Consider the following 18201-nt stretch of genomic DNA (forward strand, 5'->3'; position numbering starts at 1 on the left):
TTACTCCTTAATCGCCATTGCCGCACGCAGGCGGTCCGCGAGGATATTGAACGAAATGGAGGTGATAAAAATCATCAGGCCCGGCAGGGCGGCCACCCACGGCTGGGTATAGATTGCCGTGCGCAGGGTATTGAGCATCAGCCCCCACTCGGGCTCCGGCGGCCGCACGCCGAGGCCGAGAAACGACAGGCCGGAGGCGAGGATCATGCACACCGAAATCAGCCCGGTGGAGAAGACGAAGATCGGCCCGAGCACGTTACCCAGCACCTGGACGCGGATAATGGTCAATGCGCTGGCGCCGGTGGCCCGGGCGGCGTCGATATAGTCCATATGCCGTACCTGGGCGGTCACGCTCTCGGCAATCCGCGCCACCTGCGGGACAAACACCAGGGTCAGCGACAGCAGCGCATTGCCGATGCCCGCCCCCAGCGCCCCCGACAGCGCAATCGCCAGCAGGACCGAGGGAAAGGCATAGAACACATCCACGGTGCGCATAATCACGGTATTGATTTTGCCGCCCATGTAGCCGGCGATGATCCCGATGGCGCCGCCGATAAAAAAGGCGAACACCACCGGGACAATCCCCATAAACAGCGACAGCCGGGTGCCGAGGATCAGTCGCGACAGCATGTCGCGCCCCAGCTCATCAGAGCCCAGCGGGAAGCCGTCGCTGCCGATGGGCTTCAGGCGCAGGAACATCGACGTTTGATAGGGGTCTTTGACGATAAGCCATGGCCCTAACAGCGCCAGGGCCAGCAGCAGGAGGATCACTACCCCCACCACCACGCCGCCGGGATCGCGCAGTAAGCGGCGCAGCACGCCGCGCCAGTAACCTTGCCGGGAAGCGTTGGCCGGCGCGGCCGGGACCGCTTTCGTCGTTGCCGTATCCACCATGGTCAGCTCCTCTTAATGCGCGGGTCGAGGGTGGTCTGCAGAATATCCACCAACAGGTTGAGCAACACGAAAAACAGCGCCAGCACCCAGATGGTGCCCTGCAGTAGGGGCAGGTCGCGCTGAAAAATGGCGGTGTTGAGCAGCAGCCCGGTCCCCGGCCAGGAGAAGACAGTCTCCACGAGGATCGAGCCGCCCATCAGATAGCCCACCTGCAGCCCCATCACCGCCAGCGCGGTTGGCGCGGCATTTTTCATGACGTGGACGAAGATGCGCGATTCGTTAAGGCCGCGGGCGCGCAGGCCAACGATAAACTCCTGGCTGAGGATATCGGCTACCTGCGAGCGCACGGTGCGGGCGATAATCCCGGTCGGGATCACCGACAGCGTGATGGCCGGCAGCAGCATGAACTGCAGGTGCGCCCAGTCCCATTGCCAGCCCACCTCGCCTATCGGCCCGCCGCCGGTGGCCGGCAGCAGCGCGAACTTGACGCTGCAGAGGATCACCAACAGCATCCCCAGCCAGTAATGCGGCACGCTGACGCCAAACACCGACAACACCGAGGCCAGACGGTCAATGACGCTGTTGCGAAAATAGCCGGCGACAAAGCCAAACAGGCTGCCGAGGACGAAGCCGATCGCCGTCGCCAGCAGCGCCAGGCGCAGGGAGTAAGCCACTGCGGTCATCACCTCGTCTATCACCGGGCGGCCGGTGGCGACCGACATACCGAGGTCGCCGTGCAGCGCCCGCCACAGCCAGTGGATAAACTGCAGAGGCAGCGGCTTATCAAAGCCGTAGGCCTGCATCAGCGTCTGGCGCAGCGCCTCCGAGGCGTCCGGCGGCATCACCGACACCAGCGGGTCGCCCGGCGCGATCTGCACCAGCATGAAACAGATCACCGCCACCCCAAGCATGGTGGGGATAGCCAGCAGAATGCGGTATAGCAGCGTATTGATCATCGGTTGCCCCTTTCGCGATTACTCTTTTTTGCTCACCAGGCTGAGGTCGATAAACCAGCTCTGCGGTTGCACCACTCCGGTCACCGCGGGCGAAATCGCGCGCGGCCCGACGTCGTGGGCGACAAACAGGAACGGCACCTGATCCACCAGCGCGGCGTGCAGATCGCCGGCGGCTTTATTCATCGCTTCCGGGGTAAAGGCGTGCTTGACGGCGGCGGCGAGTTTTTCCGTCTCTGGGGTGGCGAAGTAGCCCCAGTTGGTCGCCACCGGCGGAAACGCTTTGGCGGTCGAGAAGCGGATCAGGCCAAAATAGGGATCATTGACCGCGGCGCTGACGTTGATCGCGTCGATCCCTTTTGCCGAGGGATCCCGGGCGCCCAGGCGCCAGTTGGTGAACAGGGTGTTCCATTCCACCACTTTAATATCCACATTGAAGAAGCAGCTCTTCAGGCTCTGCTGGATATACTCGTTCATCGGCAAGGGCTGCATCTGCCCGGAGCCGGAGGCCGAGGTGGCCACCGTGACGGGCAGCGGCTTGCCGGCGCTGTATCCAGCCTCGGTCATCAGCTGACGGGCGGCGTCCGGGTCATATTTGATCTGGAAGGTGGGTTTGCCATGCCACGGGCTGTCGGCCTCGTAGACCCCGGTGGCCTCGGTCATGTAGCCGCCGAGGTAGCTCTTCAGCTCGGCGCGGTTCAGACACAGGTTGGCCGCTTTGCGCACCCGAATGTCCTGCCACGGCGATCCTTTTTCAAAGGAGAACTGCCAGGGCCACAGGTGCGGCTGGGTGTTGGCGTAAAGGTGAAAACCCTGAGACTTGATCTGATCGATGGCGTCCGGCGCCGGGGCTTCAATCCAGTCCACCTGCTTCGACAGCAGCGCCGCGGTGCGGGCGTTGGCCTCCGGCAAAGGGATCAGCACCACCTTATCCACCCGGGGAATGCGATCTTTGTTCCAGTAGTCGGGGTTTTTCGCGAGGATCAGCTGCTGCCGCGGCACCAGCTTCTCCAGTTTGAACGGGCCGCTGCCCACCGCATGGGCGGCGAAGGCGGTCCACGCCTGTTTGCTGCGCGCGGCGCTATCCCCCGCGCTGGCCGGCACCGCGTCATACTGCTTTTGCCACGCCGTGGGCGAGACAATAAACAGGTTGGTGATGTTGTACGGCAGCAGCGCGTCCGGTTCCGAGGTGGTCAGCGCCACAGTGTGGTCGTCAATTTTCTCCGCGCCGGTGAGGGTCGGCATGCGCGACAGGGTGTTGCCGATCTGGCCCGGGGCGTACTGCGGCGCTGCTTTATTGAGCACCTTATCCACGTTCCAGACGATGGCGTCGGCGTTCACCTCCGTCCCATCATGAAACTTCACCCCCGGACGCAGGGTGAAAATCCAGCGGCTGGTGTTCTGCGGATCGATGTGCCACTCGGTCGCCAGCCCTGGCACCAGACCGCTGGGCTTTTCACCTTGCGACAGATCCCACTCCACCAGCGCGTCATACAGCGGGATGCCGGTAAAGCGGTTGCCCTCATAGCCCTGATCCGGCTGGCCGAGGGTTAACGGAATATCCGCGGCGGTCATGGCGATCCGCAGCGTGGAGGCGTTGGCAGGTAAGGCGGCGCCCGCCAGGGCCAGTGCGCCGCTCACCGCCACGGCGAGACGACCGGCACGCGAAAATAACGTTGTTTTGTGCATCACATGATCCCTGTTAAATAAAGTGTCACGAATTAACAGGCAAAATGCGTACCAGCTCTTGCGCGGGCGGAAATAGGCCGAAACCGACCGGTAAAATAAGAAGGACTTATATTATCACCATGATAATTATGGGAAAATAATTGCACCTTATTCCGTCGCACCGCCAGCGGGAAATATGTTGCAGAATTGCACCAGTCGCTATATGGCAAATTTCAAATAATCACTCTGCGTCACTTTTTTATTCATCCCCGTCCTCCGCCGCGGCGTATTCTCCGTCGGGATCAATCCCTTCTATACTTCAGGGAACACATCGACCGGGAGAGACTATGCCTTTAGCCGATTTTCACCGCTCCGATCCTTTTACCCTCGGTATCGAACTGGAGCTGCAGGTGGTGAACCCGCCGGGTTACGACCTCAGCCAGGATGCCTCGACGCTGATTGCCGACGTCCAGCATGAGCTGACCGTGGGAGAAGCCAAGCACGATATCACCGAGAGCATGCTGGAGATCGCCACCGGGGTGTGCCGCGACATCAGCCATGCGCAAATCCAGCTCAGCGCCATCCAGCAGGCGGTCCAGCGCGCGGCGCTGCATCATCATCTGCAGATCTGCGGCGGGGGTTCCCACCCCTTTCATGCCTGGCAGCGTCAGCAGATCAGCGACAATCCGCGCTATGTCAAAACCGTCGAGCATTTTGGCTATCTGGCGCAACAGGCGACGGTCTTTGGCCAGCATGTGCACGTCGGCTGCCAGAGCGGCGACGACGCCATCTATCTGCTGCACGGCTTGTCGCGCTTTGTGCCGCACTTCATCGCCCTCAACGCCGCCTCGCCGTGGTTCGACAGCACCGACAGCCGCTTCGCCTGTTCGCGCCTCAACCGCTTCTCCTCTTATCCCGACAACGGTCCGATGCCGTGGGTGGCCGACTGGCAGGGGTTTCGTCGCCTGTTCCGCCAGCTGAGCTACACCAGCATGATCGACAGCATGAAGGATCTGCACTGGGATATTCGCCCCAGCCCGCAGTTTGGTACCGTCGAGGTGCGGGTGATGGACACCCCCCTGACCCTCGCCCAGGCGATCCATATCGCTGGCTTTATTCAGACCCTGGCCTGCTGGCTGTTGACGGAGCGTCCTTTTAAGCACCAGCCTGACGATTATCTGCTGTATCCTTTTAACCGCTATCAGGCCTGCCGCTACGGGCTGGACGGAACCCTTACCGACGTGCGCAGCGGGGAGCAGCGCAGCATCCGTCAGGAGATCCTGCAGCTCGCCGACCGGCTGGCACCTTTCGCCCATCAGCTGAAGGCGACGCCGGCGCTGGAGGCGGTGGTTCGCCAGGCGAAATCGCCGCACAGCGAGGCGCAGCAGATGCGCGAGTTTATCGCCAACGGCGGTTCGCTTTCCGGGCTGGTGCAAAAACACTGTGAGATTTGGGCGGCATAAGACAGCGAGGCGGGTATACTCGGCGCAGACCATAGAAAGGATTGCCCATGTTATTACGCTGCCTGCTCCCCCTGGCGCTGCTGCCCCTGGCCGCCGTCGCCAGCGCCGCCTGTACCCTCACCGACCCGACGCTAACCCTGCAGAGCTATCGGGTGGATGCGCAGAAAGAGCGCATTGCAATGTACTGGCTGGATCGGCACGGTAAAGCCTGGGGTTCCCTGCGTTCGCTGCTGGCGGGTATCGATGGCGATGGCCGGGTGCAGATGGCGATGAACGGCGGCATTTACGATAAGGCCTACGCGCCGCTGGGGCTGTATATCGAAGACGGCAAACGCCTGACGCCGGTAAACCGCTCCGCCGGCGGCGGGAACTTCTTTATCCGCCCCGGCGGCGTATTCCTGGTGGAGAACGGCCGGGCAAAAATCGTGCCGCTGCCGGCGTACAAACGCTCTCCCGCCATCCGCTATGCGGTGCAGTCCGGCCCGATGCTGATTGAGAATGGCGTCATCAACTGGCGGCTGAAGCCCTCCGCCAGCTCGCGCAAACTGCGCAACGGGGTTGGCATCGATAAGCAAGGCCGGGTGGTGTTTATGCTCAGCGATCGCGAGACCAACTTCTATGATTTTGCCTGCTATGCGCAGTCAAAGCTTGGGGTGCGGCAGATGCTTTATCTCGACGGCACCCTGTCGAAGATGTACCGCAAAGGCGGCAGCGTGCCGTGGCAATATCATCCGTTCGTGACCATGATAACGGTGGAGAGGAAATAGCGGGCGCGTTTGGGGGCGGCCATTCCAGCCAGGAGAGTGAATAAATTAACGGCAGGCCGGGCAAGGTATTGCCGCCGTGCCCGATGTCCTTGCCCGGTGGCGCTGCGCTTACCGGGCCTACAGAGTCTGTTCGCTATGATATGGCCCCTGAAATCTACGGGCGTGCAGCAGGGCCGATTCCCGCTGAAATCGGCTAACCGGAGGTCGGCAGATAAGGCGGGGCTCACGCCCAAACGCAACGTGAACGCAAAACCCCCCCTCACCCTCCCCCTCTCCCTAAGGGAGAGGGGACCGCCCGGTAGTCGTTGCAGCCTGGAGTATCCCCGTTACCGACCGGTAACGCCGCGCTTACCCCCGCCGATGTGCCCACTCGCGCATACGCTGAAACAGAACATACAGCGAAGGAATAAACAGGATGCCAACCATCGTCGCCACCAGCATTCCGCTGAACACCGTGGTGCCGATGATCCGCCGGCTCTGCGCCCCGGCGCCGGTGGCGAGCATCATCGGCATGATGCCGATAATAAACGACACCGCGGTCATCATCACCGCGCGGAAGCGGCGGGTGGCGCCCTCGCGCGCGGCGTCGACTATCGACAATCCCTCTTCGCGCCGGCTGCGGGCAAACTCAACGATCAGAATCGCATTCTTCGCCGCCAGGGCGATCAGCAGCACCAGTCCTATCTGGACATACACATCGTTGGCATAGCCCGCCGTCCACAGCCAGAGCAGCGCTCCGCCGATGGCGAACAGCACCGAAAGCATGACGCTCGCCGGCAGCGTCCAGCTCTCATACTGCGCCACCAGGAACAGCCACGCCATCGCCACCGCCGCCAGCACGATCCACACCGCCTGATTGCCGGTCTGCTGCTCCTGCCAGGAGATGCCGCTCCAGGCGTAGTCATACCCCGGCGGCAGATGGGCCTGCAGAATCTGCTCCATAGCCGCCATCGCCGTACGGCTGCTGACCCCCTCGGCCGCTGAACCGCTCACCGACACGGACGGGAACTGGTTGTACTGCTGAATAAACGGCGCCCCCACCGTCGGCGTAATGGTGACCAGATTGCTCAGCCGCACCCGCTCGCCGTCGCGGCTGCGGACGTACAGCTCGCTAATCTGCTCAGCCCGCTCGCGCCACTGCATCTCATTTTGCATCACCACATGATAGACACGGTTGTTAAGGCTGAAATCACCGGCGCGCGTGCCGCCGAACGCCGTCTGCAGGCTACTGAAGATCTGCGCCACCGGCACATCCAGCAGCGCCGCCCGATCGCGGTCGACCGTCAGGGTCAGCTGCGGCACGTTGCTGCTCCAGGTGGTAAACACCCGGCTCAGCTGCGGATGCTGTTTCGCCAGTTGAAGGATCTCCTGCGTCACCTGCTCCAGCTCCGCCGACGACTGACCGGCCTGCGCCAGGATGCGCAGGTCAAATCCCGAGGCATTGCCCAGGCCCGGCAGGGTCGGCGGCGCGAAGGTCATGATCGTCGCCTCCGGCAGCGACAGCAGCTGGCGCTGGATATCCGCCATCATCGCATCCAGCGGCGGCCGCTGATGCCAGTCCTTGAGCATTACCGAGATAAACCCGCCGTTAGAGGCGCTGGTGCCGTTGAGAATGTTGAAGCCGGACACCTGAATCACATCCTCCACCGCCGGGTTAGCCATCAGCAGCTTGCGCGCCTGGGCCATCACCGCTTCGGTACGCTCCAGCGACGCCGCCTCCGGCAGCTGCACGCTGGCAAACAGGTAACCCTGATCTTCCTGCGGCAGGAAGCCTTTCGGCATTGAGCTAAAGCTGAACGCCACCAGCGCGCCCGCCGCGACCGTCGCCGCCAGCGCCAGCCAGGGGCGGCGGTTCATCCAGCCAACCAGCCGGCCATAGCCGTCGCGGGTGCCGTCGAGGAGACGGTTAAACGCCCGCCACACCGCCGCCGGCCGGGCGGGACGCGGGCGCAGCAGTAGCGCGCAGAGGGCTGGGGTTAGGGTTAACGCCACCAGGCTCGACAGGGCCACCGCGGTGGAGAGCGTCACGGCAAACTGCCGGTACAGCTCGCCGACGATCCCCGGGAGCAGCGCCACCGGCACAAACACCGCCAGCAGCACCAGGGTCGTAGCGATCACCGGCCCGGCGATCTGCCGCAGCGCCTGGGCGGTGGCCTGCAGGCGATCCAGCCCTTCCGCCATTTTGGTTTCCACATTCTCCACCACCACAATGGCGTCATCCACCACCATCGTCAGGGCGAGAATGATCGCGAACAGGCTGAGGGTGTTGGCGCTGTAGCCCAGCAGATAGAGCACCGCAAAGGTGCCGATCAGTGACACAGGGATTGCCAGCACTACGATCAGCGTCGCCCGCCAGCTCTGCAGGAACAGCGACACCACCACGACCACCGCCAGCAGGGTCAGCGCCAGCGAGACGCCGATCTCTTTGATCGTCGCCGCCACAAAGCGGGTGGTATCGAACTTCACCTCCCAGGTGAGATCCGCCGGAAAGCGGGTGTGCAGGCGGTTAAGCTCAGCGCGCACTGCGCTGGCGACCTGCAGGGCATTGGCGGTGGGCGTCGGGTAGATCCCCAGATAGGCCGACGCTTTACCGTTCAGCTGCGCGCCGGAGCTGTAGCTGCGGGCGCCCAGCTCGATGGTCGCCACGTCAGCGAGGCGAACCAGCTGCCCCTGCGCGCCGCGGCGGAGGATAATCTCGCCAAAGCTGGCCGCCTCGTTCAGACGCCCCAGCCCGTTGATGGTCAGCGTCTGCTGCTGACCGTTGAATACCGGCGGGGTGCCCACCTGCCCCGCCGCGCCCTGCACATTCTGCTCGCGCAGCGCCTGGGCAACGTCATCCGTGGTGATGTTGAGGGCGTTCATGCGGTCCGGACGCAGCCAGATGCGCATACTGTAATCCCGGGCGCCAAACATCTGCACCTCGCCGACGCCGGGCAGGCGCGCCAGCGCCTCGCGTACCTGGGTGCTGGCGTAGTTACTGACAAACAGCGGCGACAGCGTGCCCAGCGGCGAATAAAGGCTTACCCCCATCAGCAGGTTGCTGGCGCGCTTGCGTACCTGGACCCCATTCTGCTGCACCTCCGCCGGGAGCTGCGCCAGCGCCTGCGACACCCGGTTTTGCACGTCGATCGCCGCCAGGTCGGCATCGGTGCCCGCCGCGAAGGTAATACTCAGGCGGTACGTTCCCTCATCCGAGCTGGTGGACTCCATATACAGCATATGATCGACGCCGTTGAGCTGGGTCTCCAGCGGGGCGGCGATAGCCTCCGCCACGTCTGACGCGCTGGCGCCTGGCCAGCTGGCGGTAACGTTCACCACCGGAGGCGTGATCGCCGGGTACTGCTCCACCGGGATCAGCTTCAGCGACACCGCGCCGACAAAGGTCAGCAGCAGCGCGATCACCATGGCAAATCGCGGACGACGGATAAAAAAGGTCAGCATCCCTTCTCCTTACTTAGTTCAGCACCTGTACCGCGGCGCCTTCGCGTAAACGCTGCGCGCCGTCGGTGATCACCTGCTCGCCCGCCTGCAGCCCTTTCTCAACCGCAAACTGCTGCCCCTGCTGCCCGGCGAGGGTCAGACGACGCTGCCCGGCGGTATGGTCCGGCTTCAGCACCCAGCTGAAAAAGCCCTGCGGATCCTGCTGCACGGCGGCGGCCGGGATCATCACCCGTGAATGCAGCTCCTGCGGACGGAACAGGATTGTTACGCTGCCGCCCGGCAGCAGACGGTGCTGCGGATTGGCGAACTCCGCCCGCACCGCCACGCTGCCGGTGCGGGCGTCAATCCGGTTATCGATGGAGGTCAACACCCCATCGCGCCGTTTGCCATCCACGTCAATCTGCGCCAACCACGCCTGCTTCAGAGCGTGGATGTCGGCATGCTGGCCGGTTTTGCTGAAAAACGCGGCTTCGTCGAGGGCGAACGACACCCGCACCGGATCCAGCTGCACAATGTCCACCAGCACTCCGCTGGATGGGTTAATCAGCGTCCCGACGTGAAAGGCGCTGTGGCCCACCCGTCCGGTCACCGGCGCCGCAATCCGGGTATAACTGAGCACAATCTGCTGGGCCTCGACGCGGGCTTTCGCCTGCTGCACAGCGGCGGCGGCGACGTCGCGCTGCATCCGGGCTGTGTCGACGTCGTTGCGGCTGATGGAGTGGTTGTTGATGAGTCGCTCGTAGCGAGTGAGCAGCTGTTGCGACTGGCGTAATGAGGCCTCTGCGCTTTTCAGCTCGGCCTGCGCCAGGGCCAGCGCCGCGCGGGGCTGTGCGTCGTCGAGGGTAAACAGCAGGTCGCCCTCGGTCACATACTGCCCGTCCTGGAAGTGGCGCTGAACAATCACCCCTTCGGTGCGCGCGCGAATGTCGACGGCGCGGATTGCCTCGACCCGTCCGGGGATGGCGCGTTCTTCAGCATGAGGAGCCAGTTCGGCTGTGGCGACGCGGACCGGCACCGCCGGCGCGGCGGTGGCCGTCAGGGCGCTGCTGGCCAGGGCGCTAGCCAGCAGCGCAAAGCGGAAGGTTTTAATCATAGGGGATCCTTGCGACAGTAACGCGCGCCTGCGGCGAGGCGCGCGAGATCGATCAGGCCGTTTTGCGGAACCGGCGCGTCAGACGCTTCTCGATTTCCACCACCAGGAACATGGCGATGCCGATGACCAGGGTGACAAACCAGTAGCGCAGCGGCAGCGCTTCCGTGCCAAACATGTTCTGCATCAGCGGGACATAGATAATCACCAGCTGCATCAGCAGCAGGACACCGGTCACCAGCCAGATGCCTTTGTTGCGCAGCAGGCCCATGCTCAGGGAGAAGCTGTCGCTGCTGCGGCAGTTGATCATGTAGACCCACTGCGCCGTCACCAGCATCTGCAGCAGCACGGTGCGGATAAACTCCGGACTGTGACCGCGCGGCGCCAGCCAGGCCTCAAGGATAAAGGCGGCAATAGCAATCATAGACCCGACAAAAGCCACCCGCCACACGGCGAAACCATCCATCACGTGCTGGCCGGTTTTACGCGGCGGGCGGTTCATCACGTTGCGCTCCGCGGCCTCAAAGGCCAGGCCGAAGGAGAGCGTCGCCGACGTCGCCATGTTCATCCACAGGATCAGCACCGGGGTCAGCGGAATCATGTTCCCCGCCAGCAGGGCGATGATGATCAGCAGCCCCTGCGCCAGGTTGGTCGGCATGATGAAGAGGATGGTCTTCTTCAGGTTGTCATAGACCCGACGGCCCTCTTTTACCGAGCTGGCGATGGTGGCGAAGTTATCATCGGTCAACACCATGTCAGCCGCCTCTTTGGTGACTTCGGTACCTTTGATACCCATCGCGATACCCACGTCGGCCTGGCGCAGCGCCGGCGCGTCGTTGACGCCGTCGCCGGTCATGCCGACCACTTCGCCGTTATCCTGCAGGGCTTTCACCAGGCGCAGCTTATGCTCCGGACTGGTGCGGGCAAAGATGTCGTACTCCACCGCCGCCTTCGCCAGCGCCGCATCGTCCATGTGCTCCAGCTGGTAGCCGGTCATGGCCTGGCTGCTGTTGGTGATCCCCAGCATCTGGCCGATGCTCATCGCCGTCTGCGGGTGGTCGCCGGTGATCATCTTCACGCGGATGCCGGCGGTCTGGCAGGCGTGGATAGCGTCAATGGCTTCCGGACGCGGCGGATCCATCATCCCGGCTATGCCGAGGAAAATCAGTCCCTCCTGCAGATCCTCATGGTTCAACGTGGTGGCATCAAGGCTGGCCGGCTTACAGGCCGCCGCCACCATGCGCAGCCCCTGACGGGCGAAGCGCGCCATCTCCTCTTCCCAGTACTGCGCCTCGAACGGCACCGCGCCCTGGCGGCTCATCTGCTCACGGCACATGCCGAAGATGACGTCCGGCGCACCGGTGATTAACACCCGGGCATCGCCATCGATGTGCTGCAGCGTGGACATATATTTGTACTGCGAGTCAAAGGGGATCTTGGCCACCAGACGGGCCTCCACCGCCGGGAGCTGCGCTTTCGCCGCCAGCACCTTCAGCGCCCCTTCGGTTGGCCCGCCGGTGATCCCCCACAGGCCGCGCTCATCCTGGATAAGCTGGCTGTCGTTGCACAGGTCGATGGTGCGCAGCCAGGTCTCCAGCACGGTACCCGGCTGAACCTGCACGGGCTCATCGCTCCCCTCAAGGAAGATCCGCCCCTGCGGCTCATAGCTGTCGCCTTCCACCCGGTAGCAGCAGTCGGCGGTGATGATCGCCTTGACGGTCATTTCGTTCATCGTCAGGGTGCCGGTTTTATCCGAGCAGACCACGGTCATGGCGCCGAGGGTTTCCACGGTCGGCAGCTTACGGATAATCGCCCGCTTGCGCGCCATCGTCTGCACGCCGAGCGACAGAATAATTGAGATGATCGCCGGCAGTCCTTCCGGTACCGCGGCCACCGCCAGGCTAATCAGCGACAGCAGCAGCTCGCCCATCGGGATATCCCGCAGCGCGAGGCTGAAGATAAACAGCGCCACCATCATGGCGAGGATAATGACGAAAATCGCTTTGCCGAGCTTATCCATCTGCACCAGCAGCGGGGTGCGGTGCTTCTCAATGCCCGCCATCATCTGGTTAATGTGGCCGAGTTCGGTCTGCGCGCCGGTGGCGGTCACCACGCCGACGCCGCCGCCGGCGCTGACGGTGGTCCCGGAGAAGACCATGTTCACCCGGTCGCCCAGCGGCAGGTCGCCTTCCAGCGCGTCGGTGATTTTATCCACCACCGTCGACTCGCCGGTGAGGATCGCCTCTTCCACCCGCAGGTTGTGCGTTTCAATTAGCCGCATGTCCGCCGGCACGCGGTCGCCGGCGCGCAGGATAACGATATCCCCCGGAACCAGGTCGCGCGTCGGGATAGTCTCATGTTTGCCGTTACGCTGGACGCGGGCATCGCTGGAGAGCATGTTGCGGATCCCCTGCAGGGACTTTTCGGCGTTGCTCTCCTGGATATGGCCGATCAGGGCGTTAATCACCGTCACGCCGAGGATCACCAGGGTATCGACCCAGTGCCCCATGATGGCGGTCAGCGCCGCGGCGGCCAGCAGCACGTAAATCAGTACGTCGTTAAAGTGGGCAAGAAAGCGCAGCCAGGCCGGTTTCCCTTTCTTTTCCGGCAGCGCGTTCGGCCCACAGCTATTCAGGCGCTCGGCGGCGTCTGCGGAACTTAACCCAGCGGCCTGGCTTTTGGTCTGCGCCAGCACTGCGTCAACGGTCTGCTGCCAGACCTGCCGTGGCGCGGTGTCGCCCGAGGGCGTCGTAAACTTTGGGTTATTCATCTTGGTCAAATTACATTTTCCTTATAAATTCCGTGAGTCGGAAAGCCTGAAATCATTCCTGGCCAATGCAGTAAAAGGTGGCGAAAAAGCCGATAAAAATGTGAACCAATACAAGCCTAAATTTTTCGCAAAATAAAAAATATGTGGTAAGTTAATTCCACGAGCCAACTATTACAGAATATTAATAAACCAAAACTAAACGAGGTTAAATATGTTTGGAATCTACCGCGGACGCCGTCTGGCGCTGTACATCCTGCTGGCCATCATCGCTGCCACGCTGGTGGGATATAGCACTTATAGTTTTGTAAAAGCGCTGGCATAATAATGACAGTAATTTACAGGAGACTGATTTTAATTTAATTACAAATTATTTCAGATTAATTAACATGGAAATAAAAGGCAGACCATAATATTAAACAGAAGCGCATTAAGGCGAGTAAAATACAAAGCATATTGCGTTAGGGATTATTTTGCCGGACAATATGTTTTTTAACTGATGATTAACATGACATGAAACATCCGCTGGAAACGCTCCTCTCCGCCGCCGGGATCCTGCTCCTGGCTCTGCTCTCCTGTCTGCTGTTGCCCGCGCCGTCGCTGGGCCTGACGCTGGCGCAAAAGCTGGTTGAGACATTCCATATGATGGATCTCAACCAGCTTTATACGGTGTTGTTTTGTTTGTGGTTCTTAGCACTGGGCGCCATTGAGTATCTGGTGCTGCGCTGGGTGTGGCGTCGCTGGTTTTCGCTCGAACGCTAAACCAGGAAGGGCGCGCCTCAGTGGGCGCGACTGTGGTTCTCTTTACGGTAGGCGCCCGGCGGCAGATTGAAGGTCCGGGTGAAGACGCGGGTAAAGGTCTGTTGCGAATCGAAGCCATACTTCAGGCAGATATCGTAGACCCGCTGATCGGTGTCACGCAGATCGCGGGCGGCCAGCAGCAGCTTCCTTTCGCGAATATAGCGCCCCAGGCTCTCCCCTTTATACTGTAAAAACAGCCGTTGCAGATGCCATTTCGAATACCCGGCATGGCGAGCGATATCATCAATACGCAGCGGTTGATGCAGGTTGTCATCAATCCACTCGACGATAGTATCAATCACCTGAGCGGAAATCGTCATATGCTCTCTCCTCTGATACTGCACTGGCGCTTAGCGCCACCAGGCGTTAAATGATTGCGTCTTATCGGCGACCCACACCGGCTCGCCCTGCACAGGCGTCAGCAGACGCCAGGCCCTTCCTTCGCTGGCAGCCGCCAGCCGTTGATACGGTTCATCCCAGCTGTGTTTCGCCAAAACGAATCGTCCTGCATGCCCAGGCAGCACCGCGCGAGCGCGCAGGTCGTCGGCGGCCTGAGCTGTTTCATCCGGCATCATGTGAATATATTTCCAGTCCTGGTCATACTGCCCGTTCTCCATGATCGCCAGATCGACCGGACCAAATTCATCGCCTATCGCTTTAAAGTGCGGCCCATAGCCGCTGTCGCCGCTGTAATAAATCTTTTGCTGCGGGGTAACGAACAGAAAACTGGCCCACAGCGTCTGGTTGCGCTTCAGCCCACGGCCGGAAAAGTGCCGCGCCGGCAGGACGTGGACGATGAGCTCGTCGTTAACCGGAATCGCCTGCTGCCAGTCCGCTTCGGTAATCAGCGCCCCGTCCATCCCCCAGTAACGCAGATGCGAGCCAACCCCCAGCGGCGTAATGACCCGCTTAATTTTCGGCAGCAGAGCGCGGATGGTGGCGTAATCCAGATGGTCGTAATGATCGTGGGAGATGATCAGCAGATCGATCTCCGGCATCCCTTCCGCCCGCCACGGATAGTCGCCGGGGAAAGCTTTATTAATAAAGGAGAACGGCGCCGCGTAATCGCTGAACACCGGGTCGATCAGGATGCGTTTTCCCGCCAGCTGCAGATACCAGGAGGAGTGGCCGAGCCAGACCATCACGTCCTGCCCGAGGGGCAGCGTCGCCAGATCGGTCTTCACCAGCGGCAGCGGCTGCGCGGGACGGGCGTTTTCCCGTTTGGTCATCAGGAAATCCCACCATGCCGCCAGCATATTTTTTTGCCCGGTGAACCCCGGCGTGGGCAGCTGGTTATGGAACTGGCCATCCCGGTAGTGGGGGGACGCTTCCACCTGGCTAAGCTGTGCCCCCTGCGGCGCCTTACCAAAACCGGCATTGAGGACAAACGGCAATGTCGTTGCTGCTGCGAGTAACATGATGGCGACCACGCTGAAAGTGACACGGTTCATATCCTGACCAGACAAAAGCCCCCATCCCGGAGGCTTTATGATATAACTTGATTATGAGTGAGTACGCACTCATTATTAGGAATGTGATGAAAGTCGTCAAGACGATTTTCAATTTTTGCGTTCCGCCGTTGCAGCAACCAGGTCAGACGTGCAAAGATCGGCGGTTTGTTTAAACCTGCGTGAGGAAAAAAGTAGTGGCTCGTCCAAAGAGTGAAGATAAAAAGCAAGCGTTACTGGAAGCTGCCACCGCGGCTTTCGCCCAGTCCGGCATCGCCGCCTCGACGTCGGCCATCGCCCGCAGCGCCGGTGTGGCCGAGGGGACGCTGTTTCGCTATTTCGCTACCAAGGATGAGTTGCTCAACGAACTGTACCTCGCCATTAAGCTGCGCCTTGTGCGCACCATGATCGCCGGGCTGGATCCGGACGAGAAGCGCCCGAAAGAGAACGCGCGCAATATCTGGAACAGCTATATCGACTGGGGCGTGCGCAACCCGATGGAGCACAAGGCGATCCGCCGAATGGCGCTCAGCGAGCGCATCACTGACGAAACCCGCCGCCAGGTGAAAGAGAGCTTTCCGGAGCTCAACGAAATGTGCCAGCTGTCGGTGAAAGAGATATTCCTCAGCGAGGCGTATCGCGCCTTTGGCGACGCCCTGTTTTTGTCGCTGGCGGAAACCACCATCGAATTCGCCAGCCACGATCCGCAGCGCGCCCGGGAGATTATCGCCCTCGGTTTTGAAGCCATGTGGAACGCCCTGCATGAGGCGGACGCCTAATGACGCCGGAAACACTGCATCCCTGCGCTCACCGTATCGCCCTGACCTACCCGTTTACCGAACATTGCTGGCCCTTTGGGCCGGAGTACGATGTGTTTAAGGTCGACGGCCGCATCTTTATGATCACCATGACCATTCGCGGGCGGGCGCTGGTCAACCTGAAGGCCGAGCCGCAGAAGTCGCTGCTCAATCAGGAAATTTATCGCAGTATCGAACCCGGCTACCATATGAACAAGAAACACTGGATCACGGTGGTGCCGGGCGACGACATCAGCGAGGATCTGCTGGCCGAGCTGATTGACGATTCGTGGCACCAGGTGGTGAACAAGCTGAGCAAAAAGGCGCAGCAGCGCCTGCGTCCGCGCTGATTTTCAGCCAAACGCGATAAGTGTTATCGCATTTTTCACCCTTATCATTTTGCGATCTTCGCTGTACTCTTCCTCTCCTGAACGCACCGGTAAGGTGCTGTAAACTGTGAGGAAGAGTTATGGATATCGTATCGGTCGCTTTGAAGCGCTATTCCACCAAGGCCTTTGACGCCACGAAAAAGCTGACTGCCGGGGAAGCGGAACAGCTGAAAACGCTGCTGCAGTACAGCCCGTCAAGCACTAACTCCCAGCCGTGGCACTTTATCGTTGCCAGCACCGATGAAGGCAAAGCCCGCGTGGCGAAAGCCGCCAGCGGTACCTACGTGTTCAACGAACGTAAAATTCTTGACGCCTCGCACGTGGTGGTGTTCTGCGCGAAAACCGCGATGGACGACGCCTGGCTGCAGCGCGTCGTGGATCAGGAAGAGGCCGATGGCCGTTTCGCCACTCCTGACGCAAAAGCCGCTAACCACAAGGGTCGCACCTTCTTTGCCGATATGCACCGCAAAGAGCTGAAAGATGACGATCAGTGGATGGCGAAGCAGGTGTATCTCAACGTCGGCAATTTCCTGCTGGGCGTAGCGGCGATGGGCCTCGACGCCGTGCCGATCGAAGGGGTTGATTTTGCGATCCTCGATGAGGAATTTGACCTGAAAGCCAAGGGCTACACCAGCCTGGTGGTGGTCCCGGTTGGCCACCATAGCGTGGAAGATTTCAACGCTACCCTGCCGAAGTCGCGTCTGCCGCAGTCGACGACCATTACCGAGATTTAATCTCTCCACGGGCGCCTTTAACCGGGCGCCTCTGGTGCCGCTTGTCAGTGCCGGATGGCGGCCAGGCCTTAACCGGCCTACATAACCATCCATATATCAGATAGTTACCCTTTGCCGTAGGCCCGCGCAAACGCAGCGCCGCCGGGCGATGACAACGGGCTCGGAGCCGATTTTATGCCTGGTGGCGGCTGCGCCTGACCCGGCATACGGGATCCTCTTACAGGCTTACACCTCGCAGCGCCGCCGGGCGCGTTAATTTAGTAAAGTAAAACTTGCGGGTGCTTTATACCGCACGCTAACGCGTATCGCGTTAAGGTATCCAGGCTGGTGCGGGTGATATTGGCTTCCATTCTGGAGACCGTTGGCGCACTCACCCCCATCCTCTGCGCAACCTGGGCTCGGGTCAGCCCCGCCTGCTCGCGCCATTGTGCCAGCATAGTACGTAATCGGTGCTGACGTTCTTGCGCATCGAACGCAGCCTGAACCTCAGGCTGGCTAAGCAGTTCTGTTTTTAACGTATCCCAGTCAATGATCTTTTTACTCATTGCGCATCTCCTCTAATCGCTTCAGCGCCAGGCGAATTTCCGATAACGGGGTTTTTTGCGTTTTCTTGACAAAAACACGTAGCAGAAAGAGCGTTTTGTTTTGCTGAAAAACGTAGATCCCCCGCCCCTGTACCGAACCTAACGCTCGAATTTCAAATAGCCCTTGTCCAAGCGGTTTACTATCAGGTTCTCTCAGCGCGGTGGGATTTTGGCGTAACTTGTCTAATTGCCTGATCATCTTCGCCTGGACAATAGCCGGAAGCGCCTGCAACTCCTTTTTAACGTCCACATGCACAACCATTCTGAACATCAGACTCCCTTCCTCTGAATGTTAGCATAGAAGATAAATTGCCTTAAAGGCTAATCTTTGAGATACCCGGCAAGCCTATGCTCATTTGCAGCCAATCGCAGAAAAATGCGCTAAAACTGGAATCAGGGACGAAA

Annotated in this window: 16 protein-coding genes; 6 read left to right on the forward strand and 10 right to left on the reverse strand. The window is 60.8% G+C overall.

The genetic code is table 11. The features are described 5' to 3' along the window. From ABLU73_RS06675 to ABLU73_RS06685, 3 genes are read right to left on the reverse strand one after another with little or no spacing between them, the layout of a single operon-like run. Entirely contained in the window at nucleotides 1-894 is an 894-nt protein-coding gene (locus ABLU73_RS06675; protein WP_032455678.1) for an ABC transporter permease, read from the reverse strand. Nucleotides 895-896: 2 nt separating this feature from the next. Next, the gene (locus ABLU73_RS06680; RefSeq protein WP_004202505.1) at nucleotides 897-1850 is read right to left on the reverse strand and encodes an ABC transporter permease; all 954 of its coding nucleotides are present in this window, start codon (nucleotides 1848-1850) and stop codon (nucleotides 897-899) included. An 18-nt stretch (nucleotides 1851-1868) separates the two neighbouring features. After that, entirely contained in the window at nucleotides 1869-3536 is a 1668-nt protein-coding gene (locus tag ABLU73_RS06685; RefSeq protein WP_165707893.1) for an ABC transporter substrate-binding protein, read from the reverse strand. Between the two features lie 326 nt (nucleotides 3537-3862). Here ABLU73_RS06685 and ABLU73_RS06690 point away from each other — a divergent pair, with 326 nt between their 5' ends. Then, nucleotides 3863-4978: a YbdK family carboxylate-amine ligase gene (locus ABLU73_RS06690; protein ID WP_032455676.1), complete on the forward strand. Its 1116-nt coding sequence runs from the start codon at nucleotides 3863-3865 to the stop codon at nucleotides 4976-4978. Between the two features lie 47 nt (nucleotides 4979-5025). Next, the gene (locus ABLU73_RS06695; RefSeq protein ID WP_004202500.1) at nucleotides 5026-5745 is read left to right on the forward strand and encodes a phosphodiester glycosidase family protein; all 720 of its coding nucleotides are present in this window, start codon (nucleotides 5026-5028) and stop codon (nucleotides 5743-5745) included. Between the two features lie 348 nt (nucleotides 5746-6093). On the opposite strand, the gene ABLU73_RS06700 is transcribed toward ABLU73_RS06695, so the two are convergent. From ABLU73_RS06700 to ABLU73_RS06710, 3 genes are read right to left on the reverse strand one after another with little or no spacing between them, the layout of a single operon-like run. After that, nucleotides 6094-9186 carry an efflux RND transporter permease subunit gene (locus ABLU73_RS06700; RefSeq protein ID WP_064150535.1) on the reverse strand — a complete coding sequence of 1031 codons (3093 nt, stop codon included), beginning with the start codon at nucleotides 9184-9186 and terminating at the stop codon, nucleotides 6094-6096. 13 nt (nucleotides 9187-9199) lie between these two features. Then, the gene (locus tag ABLU73_RS06705) at nucleotides 9200-10279 is read right to left on the reverse strand and encodes an efflux RND transporter periplasmic adaptor subunit (RefSeq protein WP_200983271.1); all 1080 of its coding nucleotides are present in this window, start codon (nucleotides 10277-10279) and stop codon (nucleotides 9200-9202) included. Between the two features lie 52 nt (nucleotides 10280-10331). Beyond that, the gene (locus ABLU73_RS06710; RefSeq protein WP_017899015.1) at nucleotides 10332-13055 is read right to left on the reverse strand and encodes a cation-transporting P-type ATPase; all 2724 of its coding nucleotides are present in this window, start codon (nucleotides 13053-13055) and stop codon (nucleotides 10332-10334) included. 501 nt (nucleotides 13056-13556) lie between these two features. Between ABLU73_RS06710 and ABLU73_RS06715 the strand changes: the two genes are divergently transcribed. Then, nucleotides 13557-13805 (forward strand): DUF1158 domain-containing protein, encoded by a 249-nt coding sequence (locus ABLU73_RS06715; protein WP_002893037.1) that lies wholly within the window; start codon nucleotides 13557-13559, stop codon nucleotides 13803-13805. A 17-nt stretch (nucleotides 13806-13822) separates the two neighbouring features. On the opposite strand, the gene ABLU73_RS06720 is transcribed toward ABLU73_RS06715, so the two are convergent. After that, nucleotides 13823-14164, reverse strand: a complete 342-nt coding sequence (locus tag ABLU73_RS06720) for a RamA family antibiotic efflux transcriptional regulator (RefSeq protein ID WP_004202492.1) — start codon at nucleotides 14162-14164, stop codon at nucleotides 13823-13825. 30 nt (nucleotides 14165-14194) lie between these two features. After that, entirely contained in the window at nucleotides 14195-15310 is a 1116-nt protein-coding gene (locus tag ABLU73_RS06725; protein WP_074440955.1) for an MBL fold metallo-hydrolase, read from the reverse strand. A gap of 179 nt (nucleotides 15311-15489) precedes the next feature. Between ABLU73_RS06725 and ABLU73_RS06730 the strand changes: the two genes are divergently transcribed. The 3 genes from ABLU73_RS06730 to nfsB all read left to right on the forward strand — a co-directional run bounded on the left by ABLU73_RS06730 (nucleotide 15490) and on the right by nfsB (nucleotide 17212). Further along, the gene (locus tag ABLU73_RS06730) at nucleotides 15490-16071 is read left to right on the forward strand and encodes a TetR/AcrR family transcriptional regulator (RefSeq protein WP_017899014.1); all 582 of its coding nucleotides are present in this window, start codon (nucleotides 15490-15492) and stop codon (nucleotides 16069-16071) included. Then, nucleotides 16071-16439 (forward strand): MmcQ/YjbR family DNA-binding protein, encoded by a 369-nt coding sequence (locus ABLU73_RS06735; RefSeq protein ID WP_004202487.1) that lies wholly within the window; start codon nucleotides 16071-16073, stop codon nucleotides 16437-16439. The genes ABLU73_RS06730 and ABLU73_RS06735 overlap by 1 nt, the downstream gene beginning before the upstream one ends. Before the next feature lie 119 nt (nucleotides 16440-16558). Next, nucleotides 16559-17212 carry an oxygen-insensitive NAD(P)H nitroreductase gene (gene nfsB, locus ABLU73_RS06740; protein ID WP_004202485.1) on the forward strand — a complete coding sequence of 218 codons (654 nt, stop codon included), beginning with the start codon at nucleotides 16559-16561 and terminating at the stop codon, nucleotides 17210-17212. A gap of 257 nt (nucleotides 17213-17469) precedes the next feature. Here the strand turns inward: nfsB and ABLU73_RS06745 are convergent, their stop codons facing one another. Together ABLU73_RS06745 and ABLU73_RS06750 are read right to left on the reverse strand one after the other, a co-directional pair. Further along, on the reverse strand, nucleotides 17470-17757 hold the full coding sequence (locus ABLU73_RS06745) for a helix-turn-helix transcriptional regulator (RefSeq protein ID WP_017899013.1): 288 nt from the start codon (nucleotides 17755-17757) through the stop codon (nucleotides 17470-17472). Further along, nucleotides 17750-18067: a type II toxin-antitoxin system RelE/ParE family toxin gene (locus ABLU73_RS06750; protein WP_017899012.1), complete on the reverse strand. Its 318-nt coding sequence runs from the start codon at nucleotides 18065-18067 to the stop codon at nucleotides 17750-17752. The genes ABLU73_RS06745 and ABLU73_RS06750 overlap by 8 nt, the downstream gene beginning before the upstream one ends. Between the last annotated feature and the right edge of the window lie 134 nt (nucleotides 18068-18201).

Origin of the sequence: Klebsiella sp. GG_Kp175 (genome assembly GCF_040062325.1) — a bacterium.
Taxonomy (GTDB): Bacteria; Pseudomonadota; Gammaproteobacteria; order Enterobacterales; family Enterobacteriaceae; genus Klebsiella; species Klebsiella quasipneumoniae.

Coding starts and splice junctions, on each gene's coding strand:
- ABLU73_RS06675 (WP_032455678.1), bottom strand. CDS start 894: ATGGTGGATACGGCAACGACGAAAGCGGTCCCGGCCGCGCCGGCCAAC.
- ABLU73_RS06680 (WP_004202505.1), bottom strand. CDS start 1,850: ATGATCAATACGCTGCTATACCGCATTCTGCTGGCTATCCCCACCATG.
- ABLU73_RS06685 (WP_165707893.1), bottom strand. CDS start 3,536: ATGCACAAAACAACGTTATTTTCGCGTGCCGGTCGTCTCGCCGTGGCG.
- ABLU73_RS06690 (WP_032455676.1), top strand. CDS start 3,863: ATGCCTTTAGCCGATTTTCACCGCTCCGATCCTTTTACCCTCGGTATC.
- ABLU73_RS06695 (WP_004202500.1), top strand. CDS start 5,026: ATGTTATTACGCTGCCTGCTCCCCCTGGCGCTGCTGCCCCTGGCCGCC.
- ABLU73_RS06700 (WP_064150535.1), bottom strand. CDS start 9,186: ATGCTGACCTTTTTTATCCGTCGTCCGCGATTTGCCATGGTGATCGCG.
- ABLU73_RS06705 (WP_200983271.1), bottom strand. CDS start 10,279: ATGATTAAAACCTTCCGCTTTGCGCTGCTGGCTAGCGCCCTGGCCAGC.
- ABLU73_RS06715 (WP_002893037.1), top strand. CDS start 13,557: ATGAAACATCCGCTGGAAACGCTCCTCTCCGCCGCCGGGATCCTGCTC.
- ABLU73_RS06720 (WP_004202492.1), bottom strand. CDS start 14,164: ATGACGATTTCCGCTCAGGTGATTGATACTATCGTCGAGTGGATTGAT.
- ABLU73_RS06735 (WP_004202487.1), top strand. CDS start 16,071: ATGACGCCGGAAACACTGCATCCCTGCGCTCACCGTATCGCCCTGACC.
- nfsB (WP_004202485.1), top strand. CDS start 16,559: ATGGATATCGTATCGGTCGCTTTGAAGCGCTATTCCACCAAGGCCTTT.
- ABLU73_RS06745 (WP_017899013.1), bottom strand. CDS start 17,757: ATGAGTAAAAAGATCATTGACTGGGATACGTTAAAAACAGAACTGCTT.
- ABLU73_RS06750 (WP_017899012.1), bottom strand. CDS start 18,067: ATGTTCAGAATGGTTGTGCATGTGGACGTTAAAAAGGAGTTGCAGGCG.